Genomic DNA, 13,789 nt, shown 5'->3' with positions numbered 1-13,789 from the left:
CTCACATACTGCCGAGCATCCGCCGCATCGTATGACGCAACTGCGCCGGATCCGGCATCGCGGTACGGAACCACCCCGTCGGCGGCACCACCACCAGTCCGCCGCGCCGGTGTTCGACACAGTCGACGATCGCGTCCGCCACCGCATGCGGATCGGGTGCGTAACCGGGCGCGATGGTGCTGACCAATACGCCCTGCTCGGCGAGTCCACGATGCAGTGCGGTGCCGAGTCCGACCACCGCATGCTTGGTCGCGCAGTACACCGCGGCGCCGAGTGCGGCCGTGACGCCGATGGCGGAGCCGATATTGACGATATGTCCGTGGCCCTGTTCGACGAATCGCATTCCGGCGAGCCGGGATCCAGTGATCACCGCACGGAGATTGATATCGATCTGCCGATCCGATTCGTGATCGGACTCCGCTAGAAACGAACCGGTTGGTTCGATATCGGCGGCATTCACCACGACATCGAGGCCGCCCAGCCTGCGCTCGGCGGTCGCCAGAAATTCGGCGAAACGCACGTCGTCGGTGAGCTCGACAGGGAGGCCGACGGCGTCGGCCCCATGAATCCGGTTGAGCTGGGCGGTGATTGCACGCACTTTGCCGGTGTCCGCGTCACCGATCGCCACATCGGCACCGACCGCGAGGAAGGCCAATGCGGCCGCCTTGCCGATACCGTAGGTGCCGCCCGTAATCGCGACGCGCGTGCCGACAAGGGTCTTTCTCGGCATGTTGTTCTCGCCTACCTTGGTCTTCGCTCGACGATAGCTATGACGGTAGGTATGCGATAGTGCGGTTGCCATGCGATATCGGGTCATGAGATTGCGCATACCGGTCAGCTCGAGCCGAACTCGCTTGGTGTATAAGATGTTCGGCCAAAACCTTGCGAGTATCGGCCGGCAGCGCTCACGCTATATCCGTGGCCTCATGGGAGTGGCGGCGGTCGGTGGCGAATGCGGCGATCCTTGCCCAGCTCGCCGATGATCACGATGTGACGCGCGCGGACCTCCTGTGCGGCACCGGTATCGATCCGGTGGTGTTGAAAACGCCCGGCGCGGAGATCGCTGCTGCACAGGAACTTCTACTCGTCCGCAATCTCGTCACTTTGCTCGACGACCAACCGGGACTGGGCTTCGAGGCGGGTATGCGCACGCGCATCACCACCCACGGCGTACTCGGTATGGCGGTGCTGAGCAGTCCGACCATGCGTTCGGCCATCGATGTCGCTATGCGCTATTTCAGCATGATGACCTCGTTCGCGCGGGCCTGGCACGTCTATCACGGCGACGAGGTCTGGCTGTACTGCGACGACCGGGATCTGCCCGCGGATGTGCGCGCCTTTCTCGCCGAACGAGATGTGGCGGCCCTGCTCTATAACTGGTACCTGGTGTTCGGGGTGCCGCCGCCGGTGGTGCGGGCCGAGGTCGCCGGTGGGCTGCTGTCCCGAATGCGGCCGATACTGGAGCAATTCGAGATTCCCAGCATCGAATCCGCGGAGCTCCAGCTCGCGGTTTTCGACGCCACCGATATCGATCGACCGATGCCCAATGCCAGCCCGCTCACCGCGCTGATGTTCGAGGAACAGTGCGCCGACCTGCTGAAACGCCGAGGTTTGCAGCAGGGCATTGCCGGATCGGTGCGCGAGGTGCTGCTGCATCAGATGCACGGGCGCATCACCCAAGAGGATATGGCCGAACGCCTGCACATGAGCCTGCGCACAATGCGTCGCCGACTGGCCGACGAGGGCACCTCCTACCGCCGACTGTGCGTCGAAACCTACGGCACTCTCGCCGAGGAACTGCTCGCCACCGGTCTCACCGTCGAGGACGTCGCCTACCGCATGGGGTATTCCGGCGCCCCGAGCTTCTCCAACGCCTTCAAACAGTGGCGCGGCATCTCACCAGGCCGCTTCGCCCGCGCCGCCACCGAGCGCCTCCGCCCCAGCGTCGCGCGCTAGCCCGCGCATTCCTTGGCCGCCACGCCATTTCAGCGCGGGCGACCAAGATCAGGTGGAACTGGTAGCGGGGCTTCTCGCGCTTTGCCGCCATGGTCCACGTGATCATCCGTCCAACGGGTGCCTGGGGTTCGGCGTCGTAGGAGTGTGTAGGTCGAGAAGCGGTGTGGCTGTGGGGAAAGTGCGGCGGGTGGGTTGTCGGGGTGCGAACATGGAGGGGAGGATGGGTCGGGAGGTGGGTGTGGTGGAGTTCGCGCAGGAGTATGCCGCCTTGCGGTGGTCGGTGGTGGTGGCGTTTCTGCTCGCGGCGGCGGTGGTGCTCGGGCGATTGGCGGCACCGGACGGCGTCGGTAGGGCCGAACCCGTTCGCCTGCAAGCAGATTCGCCGGGCATGAATGCGCCCGCATGTCACGAGTCCGATGCCGCCCATCTGATCATGTGCATGGTCATGCTGGCGATGCTGATCTTTCCGATGGGAGCGGATCCGGTGGTGCTGCGCGGTGTGCTGATCGCGCTCATTATCGTCTTCGCGGCCTTGCTGGTAGATCGAATTGTGCAGTGGCGCAATACGACTCGTGCGCTACCCGATGATCGAATCATCGCCGTCGGATATCACATCGCCGTCGCGGCTGCCATGCTGTACTCGATCGCGGGACACAGTGCGGGCATGCACGCCGCCGGGCCGGCCCCCGGACCGGCGCTGACATTGACCGCGCTCTTCACCGCCGATGCGCTGGCCTTGATCGTCGCGGCGAGTACCGGCCGTTGCCGGCGTTGGCTCGGCCACCCGATCGGCATCCGAACCGGCCCGCAGCAGTCGGCTTCCTTCGTCACCCGCGCACTGACATCCGCGATCGTGCCGCATATCGTCATGGACCTCGGCACGGCCTACATGCTGATCGCCGCCGTCTCGGGATAGGCCGCCCGCGTCGCTGGTTGATCAGGCGGCTGCGAGACGGGGGAACAGGGCCTCGGCGCTACTGCGATTGATCGCGTCGAGCTGGCCGGGTCCGAAGCCCTCGTAGCTCTCCAGGAAAGAGTCGAGGAGATCACCGCTTCCTTCCGGGGCGAAGGGAAAGTCGCTGCCGTAGCAGATGTGTCCGGGCGCGGCGAAGGCCAGCAGGGAGGGTAAGGCGGACGGAGTGGTGGACAGTGCGGTGTCGAAGTGGAAACGCTGCAGGTCCGTCAGAATGCCCATGGGCTTTGTGCCGGGGTTGAACTGGGCGCCGCCGGTGAACCGCCAGGCTGAGTAAGGCAGGAAGCCGCCCGCGTGCGAGAGGATCACCTTCATTCGGGTGTGCCGGCTCAGCACGCCGTTGAGCGTCATATGTACGGCGGTGCGGGTCGTGTCGAAAGGGAAGTCCAGCAGGGGACTCGGCATGCCCGCCAGCATTGGCATCGGCGGGGCAGTGGGGTGGATGAAAACCACCGCGGCGCGAGCATCGAGCTCGGCCCAGAGCGGATCGAACTCCTTGTGGCCGAGGTAGCGGCCGTAATAGTTGGATAGCAGAACCACACCGTCGGCGTGCAGTTCGTCCAGCGCGTAGGAGGTTTCGGCGATCGCGCCCTCGACGTCCGGTAGCGGGAGACTCGCGAAGAACCCGAAGCGGTCGGGCCGGTCCTTGGTCAGCTCCGCGCTGTACTCGTTGACGTCGCGGGTGATCGCGCGGGCTTCGGCGTCGTCGCCGAAGTGGGTGCCCGGCGAGCTGATCGAGAGGATGCCGGTCGCGATCGACCGGCGGTCCATCATCGCGATCGCACTCTCGGCATCCCAGGCGGGTGTAGGCCAACCCCCGGCCGTCTCCCCATGACGGTCCATTGCTTCCCGGTAGGCAGGCGGGATGAGGTGCTGGTGGACATCGATCCGGGATGGATAGGCCAATTTTCGCTCGCTTACTAATATTTAGCCTGCTAATTATTGTGATGCTAGGCTAGCAGCCGTGGCAAACACGGGCAATGTCCAGCAGATCGCGACGGATGCCGACGTAACCGGGGAGGAGATCGCGCAGGCGGCCGACGCGTTGTTCGTCGCCATGCGGCGGGCCCGTTCGGCGGGTGCCGAGCAGATCGGTGGACTCTCCCTGGCCCAGGTCGCCCTCCTGGAACCACTGGCCGGGGAGATGGACATCCCGGTGGGACGACTGGCGAGCAACGCGGATGTCAGCGTGCCCACCGCCACCCGCATGCTGCAGCAACTGGAGGCGAAGGGCGTCGTCGTGCGCCGCCGATCCCCCGAGGACGAGCGGCGAGTCCTGGTCAGCCTCACCGACGATGGTGCCGAGCGGCTCGCTTTGCTGCGGACCCGGCTGCGCGAGCGCCAGCTGCGCTCCTACGAGGCGTTTATGCCCAGCGAGCGGGTTCAGCTCGTCACGCTGCTGCGCCGCCTCGCCGAACTCGTCTCCGAATCCGACCGCCGTCCGCGGCCGCCGGGATAGGTCGTCCCGCAGCCTGAAGAGGTAGCGCGACCTCCCGCCGCGTCCCTCGATGCCCTGGTCAGCAGCCGGAGCGGACCTATCGTCGGATACTCGCGGTCTACAAGTTGACGACCGAGTCGGCGACGACGCGGCCGCCGAGCCGGACCCAACCGTCGGAGTCCCATTCGGTGAAGATCTGCGAGCCCTTGCCCTGGGTGATGATCAGGCTGCGGCGTAGCAGGGCGGTCAGGGCGACGGCGGCAGCTCCGGTGGCTTCATCCTCGGCGACGCCCATGGCGGGGGCGAACATGCGGGAGCGCAGGGCGGCGCGGTGCTCGTCGGTCCAGGTCCAGAGGTAATGCGAGCCGGTGGTGAAATCGTCTGGGCGCAGATTCGCCAGCGCGTCGAGATCATCGAGCTGGTGGAAGGTGAATTCCGGGGCCCATTCGCCGCGCGCCTTGATCCAGACGAGGCCATCGGTGAGTTCGACGGCAACCGGACCCGCCGACTCCTGCAGAATCCGCACCGGCTTGCCCTGCTCGGCGAACCACCACGCGGTACCCACCGAGGGATGCCCGGCGAATGGCAGCTCCACCGCGGGGGTGTAGATCCGCACCTTGGCGATCTCGTCGACGGGGTCCTCGACTACAACGGTCTCGCTGTACCCCGCCTTCGCCGCCAGCGCTTGGTGGTCGACCTCGGCGACATCGGCGGCGCGAGCAATGCCGAGCTCGTTGCCGCCCCGTCCGGTCGGGTCCGTGAAAACGCGCACGACCTCGACCCGCGTACCGATGGCCTCTGGTTCACCCTGTGTGCCCATGTTCGCGAGCCTACCGGTCCCCGAAAAGTGATTCATGCGCTGCCGCAGAGTTTCCGTCCGGGACGAACCCGCATCTGACGTGCCCATTCGCCTGTTGTGTCGGTCCAGAAAGTGCTGTCAACGCGGGCCGCAGAGCCAGGCCAGATCACGCAAGATTTCCGATACGGCCACGGGGCTGAGGTCGGCGAAGGTGGGGCCATTGCGGCCCGCGAGCGCGGCGTAGCTGAGCTCGTGCACGGGAGCGACCGGTTCGAACGGCTCCATGCCCGGATCGATCCCGATACTGAAAACCCGGTCGTCCGGGAGCCGCTTGTCGAAGGTATCGATGCGACCGCCGTCGCGGCGTTCGGGTGGATTCCAGCCGCGGTTGGTCAGGCCGTGGATACGGCCGAGGGGAGCAGTGGCATTCGCCGGAATCGCCACGGAGGAACTGGCGAGCAGTTCCGGGTCCGGATGGTGCACCTCCCGGCCGATCTGTGGAAATGGTTGCAGGAGTTCGTAATCGGCGAGCCTATCGGCCCAGGCGGCGGTCATCTCGGCGCCTAGGCGCAGGGGATGGGCGATACCGATGACGGCATCCTCGGCGACTTCGAGTGTGGCGTCGTCGGCGGCGGCGAAGGTGTTGTCCTCGGCGATGCGGAACGAGTCGAGCACCTGGTCGTCTCGATAGGTTGCCCAGATCAGTCGGCGAGTCACGTTGATGCGCAACGGATGTGCGATGAACAGGGTGCGCAGTTCGTCCAGGGTGAAGCGGCGTTCGGTGACCATGGCGCGTTCGAGCCGCCGGATCTGATCGGCGCCGAACTTCTTGACCGACTTGCGGATCGAGCGATAGGTCGCCGTCGCGTCGGCGGCCGAGTACTCGTCGTCGCGAACTCCAGCCTTGGGCAGTGCCTTGTAGCGGGTGCCGTCGGTACCGGTGATGGTGGGGCGCAGCTGTTCATCGAAACCGAGCACGAATTGGCGCGGCCCGAAGTCCAGCAGCGCCGTACCGTCGGGGCGCAGGCCGAGATCGGGAACCAGGCGGTCGGCGAGTTGGTCCTCACTCAAACCCAATTCGTCCGCGACATCGGTGACGCGGGTCTGCGCCGCATCCCGGACCGCCGAGTTTCGGCCCTTCTCCATCAATGTGATCAGCGCCGACAAGGCGTGGTCGGTTCCGAGGGCGGCGAGGGTATCGAGCGCATTGTCCTTGGCCCCGCTCCAGAGGATATTCGGCAGCAGCTCATCGACCGTCTCGTCATTTCCGAAGGCAGCCAACACTTCCCAGACCCAGGTGTCCTTCGACGGCGCACCCGCCCTGGTCCACTGGCTGTGGATCGCTCCGGCCGCGGTCGCCAGACTCGCCGCGTCGCAGTCGTCGCGAACCCGTGCCAGTGCGGCATGCGGCGCACCGGGTTCCGACAGCATCATCAACGTAACGAGATCGGCGACCGCCTCGGGCGGCAGCGTGTGGCCGCCGGTCAGCCCGATCGCGGGCAGCTCCGAGATCGACAACCATTGCGGGAGAACCGGAATCCGCGCGGGCACGATCTCGGCGGGATCGGTTTCGAGCAATTCGCGCACCGCCGCGGTGGCGTCATATGCAGACGCGGCGGCAATGATGGCATCGGTGTGACCGAGTGTGACGAGGGTACGCAGAGCCACCGCATGCGTGCGTCTTGCCTTGCGCGCCTTGCCGATCGCTCCCGGAATGAACGCGCTCGCGGCGTAGGCGGGATGGCGGCGCAACCAGTCCAGCGCGATGCGGCGGCGCGAGCGCATACGCAGCCAGTCCACGACCAGTTCGGCGACGGCCGGACTTTCGAAAGGGGCGATCGCCGCAGCGTGCTCGCGCGGTCGCTTCGTGACGGTGTCGATGACCAGATCGTGCGTAGCGGCACCGTGTTTTGCCGTGAGTGCGAGCAGGGGAGTGGCGGACCAGAGTCCCCAGCCCACGGTGCTGGTGCGCAGATACGGTTCCGCGATCGCGAAGTCGACCTGGGCGAGTGCGTGCAGTGTCCAGTCGTTGACAAAGTCATTGCCCGGCGGAATGCGCTCCAGCCGCTCGCGTATCTCCTCCTCGGACAGCGTGCCGACGCTGTCGAGCCATTTCTCCCGCTCGCCATCGCGCCACGAAATAGCGACGCCCGCAGGAACTTCGAGCGCTACGGCGGCAGCAGGTCTGCGACGCGGTCGTTGCCATGGCGGTGTGCTCAGGATCGCGGGAACAAATTGGGCGGGAGTCGTATCGACCGTCTGCTCTTCGGGCAGACTCTCGGTGATCAGCTGCTGCACGGGTTCGGGCAGTTCGTCGCGCATCGCGACGGCGAGTTCGGGATGGCGGCGGACGTGCCGGCAGAAGTCGGCGGCGTTCTCCTGCCGGGTGGTCCGTGCACCGAGCACACGCATGGCACGAGACGGAAACCGTTCGGTCGAGGCGAGCAACGCCGCGGCGGTCACATTGCGCCACGAATGCCTGGCCAGGAAGTCCATCGCTTCGTCAGCGGGGAGGCGGGCGAGCATGCGCGACAGGATTTCCGGTCCCGGAGCGGAGCTGTTGCCCTGACCCGCCTCCCACAGTCGAGTGAGAACCGAAGTGGCGTCGGGGCCGAGATGTGCTGCGACACTGTAGATCAGCGATTTGTTGTCGCGCAGCAGATGCCAGTGCCAGCCGAGCAGATCGAGGATGCGGTGCGCGTGCGCCGAATCGGTTACCGAGGCGAGCAGGAATATCGATCCGAAGCTGTCGGTGAGTTTCGGGTCGGCGAGATCGGTTGTGACCCAGTCTTGTTCGGTGGGGAACAGGTATGAGGTGAGCAACCGGATCGAGAGCGGCCCGCGGCGCAGTCGGTCTGCCTGGTCGAGGGCGTCGGCGTAGTCCATCTCCCCGGCCGCGGCCAGCAGGGTGCGCAGTCGCCGGACCAGGGTGGCGGGCGGATCGCAGGGACTCGACACCAGAACGCGATTCGATTGCCCGCCCCAGGTATCCGATGCTTCCGCGTGAACGCCGCTGAGTGCGGCCACGGTCGCTACCGCACAGCCGAGACCGTGGGTGGCGACCAGATAATCGGCCAGATCCGCGTGGTCGTCGTAGTAGCGGCCAAGGGCATCGGCATCCCAAAGCTTCGCGTCCATGCCGATCGCGGCGCACACCGCGGCCCCGAGCGGGTCGGCACGCCGATCTTCGAGGTATTGCGCACCCCGCTCGGCGAGCACCTTGTGCGAGCCGGAATGGCTCAGGATGGCGCGGATCCGATCCGCGGACTGCGCCAACCTGTCGGAGATGGTCTGTGCCGCAGCCGTATTCACGGCAACCTTGCGTGCGGGCCATCGGCCGCGGAACGGATCGGTTTTCGACCACCAGGCGGCGGGTACCACCCAGATGTCCTCATCGGTCGGCGGCGTGCGGACAGCCATCGGCCTGCTCCCTTGTTCACGAGGTGCGTATCGCGGACAGGCTAGCGAGCCGCTCCGACACGTGCCGGTCGGCGCGGAAACGGCAACGGCCCCGTCCACTCGGACGGGGCCGTTGCGTGTTTCCGGCGAGATATCAGACCGCGGCGGTGGCCAGCGCCTCCGTGGATTGCACAGCCTGGCCGACACCGGCGACGATCGCGGCCGCGCGCAGCGATTCGAAGATCACCTCACGCGAGACGCCCGCCTCGCGCAGGGTCTTCTCGTGCGCCTCCAGGCAGTGCGCACAGCCGTTGATCGAGGAGACCGCGAACGACCACAACTCGAAATCAGCCTTGTCGACACCCGGGTTGCCGATGATGTTCATCCGCAGACCGGCACGCAGATCGTCGTAGCGGCCCTCCAGAAACGCTTTGCCCCGGTAGAACACATTGTTCATGCCCATGATCGAGGCGGCGCCGAGTGCGGCGTTGTAGGCCTCCGCCGACAGATTGTCCGCGGCTTCCTCGGCGATTTCGCGCAGCGTCGTCGCCGACCGGGTCGCGGCCGCCGACGCGAGCAGCGTGCCCCACAGCTGCTGTTCGTTCAGCACGGTGGTGCGTGCGATGGACGACAGATTGAGCTTGAGGTCCTTTGCGTACTCGGGCAGGGAGTTCTTCAGGGTCTCAATGCTCATTCGGCGAATCCTCTTCTCGTTCAGGTGTTTTCAGGTGGTCCGGATAATGCTCAGACGCTCGCGGCGAGCAGTTCGCCCGCGTTGATGGTCGGGTCGCCCTTCTTCCAGTTGCAGGCGCACAGCTCATCGGACTGCAGTGCGTCCAGCACGCGCAGCACCTCGTCGACATTGCGGCCGACCGAACCCGCGGTCACCGAGACGAACTGGATCTCGTTGTTCGGGTCGATGATGAAGGTGGCGCGGTCGGCGACGCCGTCGGCGTTGAGAACGCCGGTGGCGGATGCCAATTCACGCTTGAGGTCGCTCAGCATCGGGAACGGGAGGGTCTTGAGATCCTCGTGCTGGGCGCGCCACTGGAAGTGCACGAACTCGTTGTCGACCGAGGCGCCGAGCACCTGTGCGTCGCGGTCCTCGAACTCCTCGTTGAGCTTGCCGAAGGCGGCGATCTCGGTCGGGCACACGAAGGTGAAGTCCTTGGGCCAGAAGAAGACGATGCGCCACTTGCCGGCGTGGTCATCGGAGGTGATGCGGGTGAAGTAGTCGTCAGGCTGCTGAGCGTCGACCTTCGACAGGTCACCGCCGATCACCGCGGTGAGGTTGTATGCCGGGAACTGGTCGCCGATGGTCAGCAAAGCCATGCTTGTCTCCTCGTCAGTCGGTTTGCTAGAGCGAGTGGATCGAAAAGCTCACTGGTGATCTTGCCCAAAGGCCGGTGAAAGGTAAACGTGATCAGTCGCACTACACTGATAGGCGTGACTGATCAGACTTATCAGCCGACCCTGTCGCAGCTGCGTGCGTTCGTAGCGGTCGCGGAGTACCGCCACTTCGGCACCGCGGCCGCGCGGCTCAGTGTGAGCCAGCCCACGTTATCGCAGGCACTGGCCGCATTGGAACACGGGCTCGGGCTGCAGCTGATTGAACGCAGCACCCGGCGGGTGCTCGTCACCGCCGCGGGTATGCGGCTGCTGCCGCAGGCGACGGCGACCCTCGAGGCGGCCGATCGATTCGTCGCCTCGGCGACCGGTGACAGCCTGGGCGGCGCCCTGCGGATCGGTATCATTCCGACGGTTGCCCCGTATGTGCTGCCGGATCTGCTGCCCGAATTGCGCAAGGTATTGCCCGCTTTGAATCCTCAGGTGGTCGAGGATCAAACCGCCCGGCTGCTGGAGGGATTGCGCACCGGCGTCCTGGATGTCGCGCTGCTCGCGCTGCCGACCGAAGCACCCGGCCTCGTCGAGATCCCGTTGTACACCGAGGAATTCGTCCTGGTGACGCCGCGCGGTCACGAGCTGGCCGGTCGCACCGATATCGGACCCGCCACCTTGGACGCGCTGCCGCTGCTGCTGCTCGACGAGGGGCACTGCCTGCGTGATCAGACCCTGGAATTCTGCCGCTCCGCCGACGCCCATCCGGGTGCGGTCGGCGATACCCGTGCGGCTTCGCTGGCGACCGTGGTCCAGTGTGTCGCAGGCGGTCTCGGGGTGACGTTGATTCCGGAGATGGCGGTGGCGGCCGAAACCGCGCGCGGCACATTGGAAACCGCGCATTTCGCCGCCCCCGCTCCGGGGCGCACGCTCGGTCTGGCGTTTCGTGCGTCGACGGCACGCGCGGATGATTACGAACGGCTGGCGGAGATCATTCGGTCGCGGCGGCCCGGAGTGAACTGAGTCCGCGGGAATCAGGGTGCGGCGTCGCCGAGGAGTTCGGTTGCGGTGTGGTGGATTTTGCGCAGGGCGCTCATGAGGTGACGTCGTTCGGTGGGGGTGAGGTCGGCGGTCACCCTGTCCTCCAAGGCCTGTCGCTGTGCCTCGATCGGCTGCTGCAGGGCGCGGCCCTTATCGGTGAGCCAGAGGCGGACCAGGCGGTTGTCGTGGTCGTCGCGACGGCGTTCGAGCAGGTCCGCGGCGGTCATGCGGGTGGCCATTTTGACCACGGTCGGGGTGGTGACGTTCAGTGCGGCGGCGACCTCGCCCGGTGTGCGCCCGTCCTGCTCCCATAGCAGGGCCAAGACGTAATTCTGGCCCAGATGCAATCCATGCGTACGCATTTCGCGGTCGGCGAGTGCGCGTAGCACCTTCGAACTGCGGCCGTGTAGGTCGAGGAATTCGGGCACCGGTCGGATCTCCTTGGCTATTGACGAATAGATCGTTAGCCGTCTAGCGTTCTAGTTCATTAGACGGCTAGTGATATGGAGATCTGATGATAGTGGTCACCGGTGGCACCGGAAATATCGGTCGTGAACTCGTCGGCGAACTCGTTGCCGGCGGCACGAAATTCCGTGTTCTCGTGCGCGATCCGGCCCGTGTCGCGGATCCGGGTCAGGGCGAGTTGATCGTCGGCGATCTGGACGATCCGACGACCCTGGCGCCCGCATTCGACGGTGCCGACGCGCTGTTCCTGCTGGTGCCCGGCATCGGCCTGGAGCACACCATTGATGCGGTGCACGCGGCGCGCGCGGCCGGAGTGCGGCATATCGTGCAGTTGTCGTCGTTCAATGCGATGGGCGATCCGGTACCGGCCATGGGGCGGTGGCATCTCGAGCGCGAGCGGATTGTCGCCGAATCCGGCATACCGGTGACCGTGCTGCGGCCCGGTGGATTCATGACGAATGCGCTGGCGTGGGCGCAGACGATCCGCTCCGGCGGCGCGGTCCTCGATCCAACCGGCCCCGGCCGCTACGCCCCGATCGATCCTGCCGATATCGCCGCGGTGGCGGTGGAGGTGCTCACCGGCGATGGTCACCACGGCATGACGTACACCCTCACGGGTTCGCAAACCTTTACTGTCGCAGAACAAGTCGCGACCATCGCCCACGCGATCGGCCGCACCATCGAGGTGCACGAGGCGGCCACGCCGCAGGAGGCGTTGGAATCTCGCTACCCCGGCGGTGCGCCTCCGGCGTTGGCTGCGGCGATCGTCGAGGGGTTCGAGTTGATGCGCGCCGATACCGTCGGTTTCCGCACCGACACCGTGTATGAGCTGCTCGGCAGAAGTCCGCGTACGTTCGCCGACTGGTGCGCGCGCAACGTCGACGCATTCTTGTAGGCACACCGGGCCAGGGCGTGAACGTGGGCGTGCGCGGTGTTCGAGGAGTTGCGTCCTGAAGCGCGCGTGAGTGCTGGTGCCTACGATTGCCGGGCGATGGTGGCGGCGAGGCTCGAGGCGTCACATGAAGACGTCAATTGCAGGCTTCGAATTCGGCGCTGCACGGCTATGGCGCCGGGGGTGAGGCGCCAGCCTTGCTACAGCGGTTTGCGGGCAGTCGCGGTCCGGCGGGCGTATCGGCCCCTGTGGCACGGTGCGCGTTCGTACGCCGATTTTCGGTAGCAGCTGTCGGGCGGATTGTGGGTGCTCGTTGGGCGTAATCTCCGCTGGTGGGCAGTTCGAATAAGTTCGCGGTGGATAAGTCGGGTGGCACCGAGCCGGGACAGCGGCTCGCTCGCTCGATCGCGAACGGCGACCGGCTGTTCGTCTACGGGACATTGCAGTTTCCGGAAGTATTGGTCGAGTTGATCGGGCGGTGTCCGGAATTGGTGGCGGCTGAGCTGACCGGGTGGCGGGTGGCGGCACTGCCGGGGCGGGTGTATCCCGGCTTGGTGCCCGCCGCGGGTGGAGTTGCGCGAGGTGTCGTGCTGTCGGGGCTCGATGCGCGGGAGTGGGCGGTGCTGGATGCGTTCGAGGATGACGAGTACGAGTTGCGACGGGTTCGGCCGGGTCCGGCGCCGCCGGCATGGACGTATGTGTGGACTTCCGTTGTCGCGCAGGATGATTGGTATGCCGAGCGGTTCGCTACCGAACATCTGGGTGCGTTCGTGGCCCGATGCGGCGAGTGGCGAAGGCTGCTCTGAAGCGGGCCGGATTTGCCATTCCAAGACGACCGGTCATATATTAACTCCATGGCGCGACCGCGACGCAGCGATGACACTCGACAGCTTCTGGTGGAGCAGGGTGCTGCCGGGTTCCTGACGAACGGCTATCACGGGACCGGTATCAAGCAGATCCTGGATGCGGTCGGAGTGCCGAAGGGGTCGTTCTACAACTACTTCGATAGCAAGGAGAGTTTCGGGCAGGCCATCATCGACCATCATTCGCTGTGTGTGCAGCGGAATCTGGCCGAGGCGCTCGGGAGTTCACCGGATCCCGTCGTCGGGTTACATGCGTTCTTCGGGCGGCTCATGGATGATTTCGTGCGGGCGGAGTTCACCGGTGGATGCCTGATCGCGAACCTCGGCGGGGAACTCGAGGGCAGTGAGGTGCTGCGGGAATCCTTGGCGGGGGCCTGGGATTCGTGGCGCGACGGCGTCGCGGCGGCGCTGCGGCGGGCGCAGGAACTCGGGACGATACGCGACGACATCGACGGCTCCGAATTGGCTGATCTGCTGTTGGAGTCGTGGGAGGGCGCGGTGATCCGGATGAAGATCGAGCGCTCGCTCGAGCCGCTGCACAAGTGTTTGCGCCGACTGCTGGATGACTACTTTCGACCCTGACCTGTAGGTTTCGTCGCCCAGCGTGGCTGTGCGCCTATTTCAA

Annotated in this window: 14 protein-coding genes; 7 read left to right on the top strand and 7 right to left on the bottom strand. The window is 65.9% G+C overall.

Annotation, left to right across the window (positions count from 1 at the left end):
- Position 1 precedes the first annotated feature (1 nt).
- Positions 2–730, bottom strand: a complete 729-nt coding sequence (locus ACIBW7_RS08985) for an SDR family NAD(P)-dependent oxidoreductase (protein WP_397045542.1) — start codon at positions 728–730, stop codon at positions 2–4.
- Positions 731–918: 188 nt separating this feature from the next.
- Here ACIBW7_RS08985 and ACIBW7_RS08980 point away from each other — a divergent pair, with 188 nt between their 5' ends.
- Positions 919–1,956 (top strand): AraC family transcriptional regulator ligand-binding domain-containing protein, encoded by a 1,038-nt coding sequence (locus ACIBW7_RS08980; protein WP_397045540.1) that lies wholly within the window; start codon positions 919–921, stop codon positions 1,954–1,956.
- Between the two features lie 220 nt (positions 1,957–2,176).
- Positions 2,177–2,872, top strand: a complete 696-nt coding sequence (locus tag ACIBW7_RS08975; RefSeq protein ID WP_397045538.1) for a DUF5134 domain-containing protein — start codon at positions 2,177–2,179, stop codon at positions 2,870–2,872.
- A 21-nt stretch (positions 2,873–2,893) separates the two neighbouring features.
- Here the strand turns inward: ACIBW7_RS08975 and ACIBW7_RS08970 are convergent, their stop codons facing one another.
- Positions 2,894–3,835 carry an amidohydrolase family protein gene (locus ACIBW7_RS08970; RefSeq protein ID WP_397045536.1) on the bottom strand — a complete coding sequence of 314 codons (942 nt, stop codon included), beginning with the start codon at positions 3,833–3,835 and terminating at the stop codon, positions 2,894–2,896.
- Between the two features lie 58 nt (positions 3,836–3,893).
- Here ACIBW7_RS08970 and ACIBW7_RS08965 point away from each other — a divergent pair, with 58 nt between their 5' ends.
- Positions 3,894–4,388, top strand: coding sequence for a MarR family winged helix-turn-helix transcriptional regulator (locus tag ACIBW7_RS08965; RefSeq protein WP_397045534.1), 495 nt, complete (start codon positions 3,894–3,896; stop codon positions 4,386–4,388).
- A gap of 97 nt (positions 4,389–4,485) precedes the next feature.
- On the opposite strand, the gene ACIBW7_RS08960 is transcribed toward ACIBW7_RS08965, so the two are convergent.
- From ACIBW7_RS08960 to ACIBW7_RS08945, 4 genes are all read right to left on the bottom strand, one after another.
- Complete coding sequence (locus tag ACIBW7_RS08960) at positions 4,486–5,187, bottom strand: PhzF family phenazine biosynthesis protein (RefSeq protein ID WP_397045532.1); 702 nt, start codon at positions 5,185–5,187, stop codon at positions 4,486–4,488.
- 117 nt (positions 5,188–5,304) lie between these two features.
- Positions 5,305–8,586, bottom strand: coding sequence for a DUF4132 domain-containing protein (locus ACIBW7_RS08955; RefSeq protein WP_397045530.1), 3,282 nt, complete (start codon positions 8,584–8,586; stop codon positions 5,305–5,307).
- A 133-nt stretch (positions 8,587–8,719) separates the two neighbouring features.
- A complete protein-coding gene (locus ACIBW7_RS08950; RefSeq protein WP_397045528.1) occupies positions 8,720–9,259 on the bottom strand; it encodes a carboxymuconolactone decarboxylase family protein in 540 nt (179 codons plus the stop codon).
- Positions 9,260–9,309: 50 nt separating this feature from the next.
- On the bottom strand, positions 9,310–9,897 hold the full coding sequence (locus ACIBW7_RS08945) for a peroxiredoxin (RefSeq protein ID WP_040692624.1): 588 nt from the start codon (positions 9,895–9,897) through the stop codon (positions 9,310–9,312).
- A gap of 114 nt (positions 9,898–10,011) precedes the next feature.
- Between ACIBW7_RS08945 and ACIBW7_RS08940 the strand changes: the two genes are divergently transcribed.
- Positions 10,012–10,926 (top strand): hydrogen peroxide-inducible genes activator, encoded by a 915-nt coding sequence (locus tag ACIBW7_RS08940; RefSeq protein ID WP_397045525.1) that lies wholly within the window; start codon positions 10,012–10,014, stop codon positions 10,924–10,926.
- Between the two features lie 11 nt (positions 10,927–10,937).
- Here ACIBW7_RS08940 and ACIBW7_RS08935 read toward each other — a convergent pair whose 3' ends face one another.
- Complete coding sequence (locus ACIBW7_RS08935) at positions 10,938–11,372, bottom strand: MarR family winged helix-turn-helix transcriptional regulator (RefSeq protein ID WP_397045523.1); 435 nt, start codon at positions 11,370–11,372, stop codon at positions 10,938–10,940.
- Positions 11,373–11,458: 86 nt separating this feature from the next.
- Here ACIBW7_RS08935 and ACIBW7_RS08930 point away from each other — a divergent pair, with 86 nt between their 5' ends.
- The 3 genes from ACIBW7_RS08930 to ACIBW7_RS08920 all read left to right on the top strand — a co-directional run bounded on the left by ACIBW7_RS08930 (position 11,459) and on the right by ACIBW7_RS08920 (position 13,746).
- Complete coding sequence (locus ACIBW7_RS08930) at positions 11,459–12,304, top strand: NAD(P)H-binding protein (RefSeq protein ID WP_397045521.1); 846 nt, start codon at positions 11,459–11,461, stop codon at positions 12,302–12,304.
- A gap of 329 nt (positions 12,305–12,633) precedes the next feature.
- Entirely contained in the window at positions 12,634–13,107 is a 474-nt protein-coding gene (locus tag ACIBW7_RS08925) for a gamma-glutamylcyclotransferase family protein (RefSeq protein ID WP_397045519.1), read from the top strand.
- A gap of 48 nt (positions 13,108–13,155) precedes the next feature.
- Positions 13,156–13,746 carry a TetR family transcriptional regulator C-terminal domain-containing protein gene (locus ACIBW7_RS08920; protein ID WP_397045517.1) on the top strand — a complete coding sequence of 197 codons (591 nt, stop codon included), beginning with the start codon at positions 13,156–13,158 and terminating at the stop codon, positions 13,744–13,746.
- Positions 13,747–13,789 lie beyond the last annotated feature (43 nt).

Origin of the sequence: Nocardia sp. NPDC049526 (assembly GCF_044465765.1) — a bacterium.
Classification (GTDB): Bacteria; Actinomycetota; Actinomycetes; order Mycobacteriales; family Mycobacteriaceae; genus Nocardia.
This window is presented reverse-complemented; position numbering and strand designations above follow the sequence as displayed.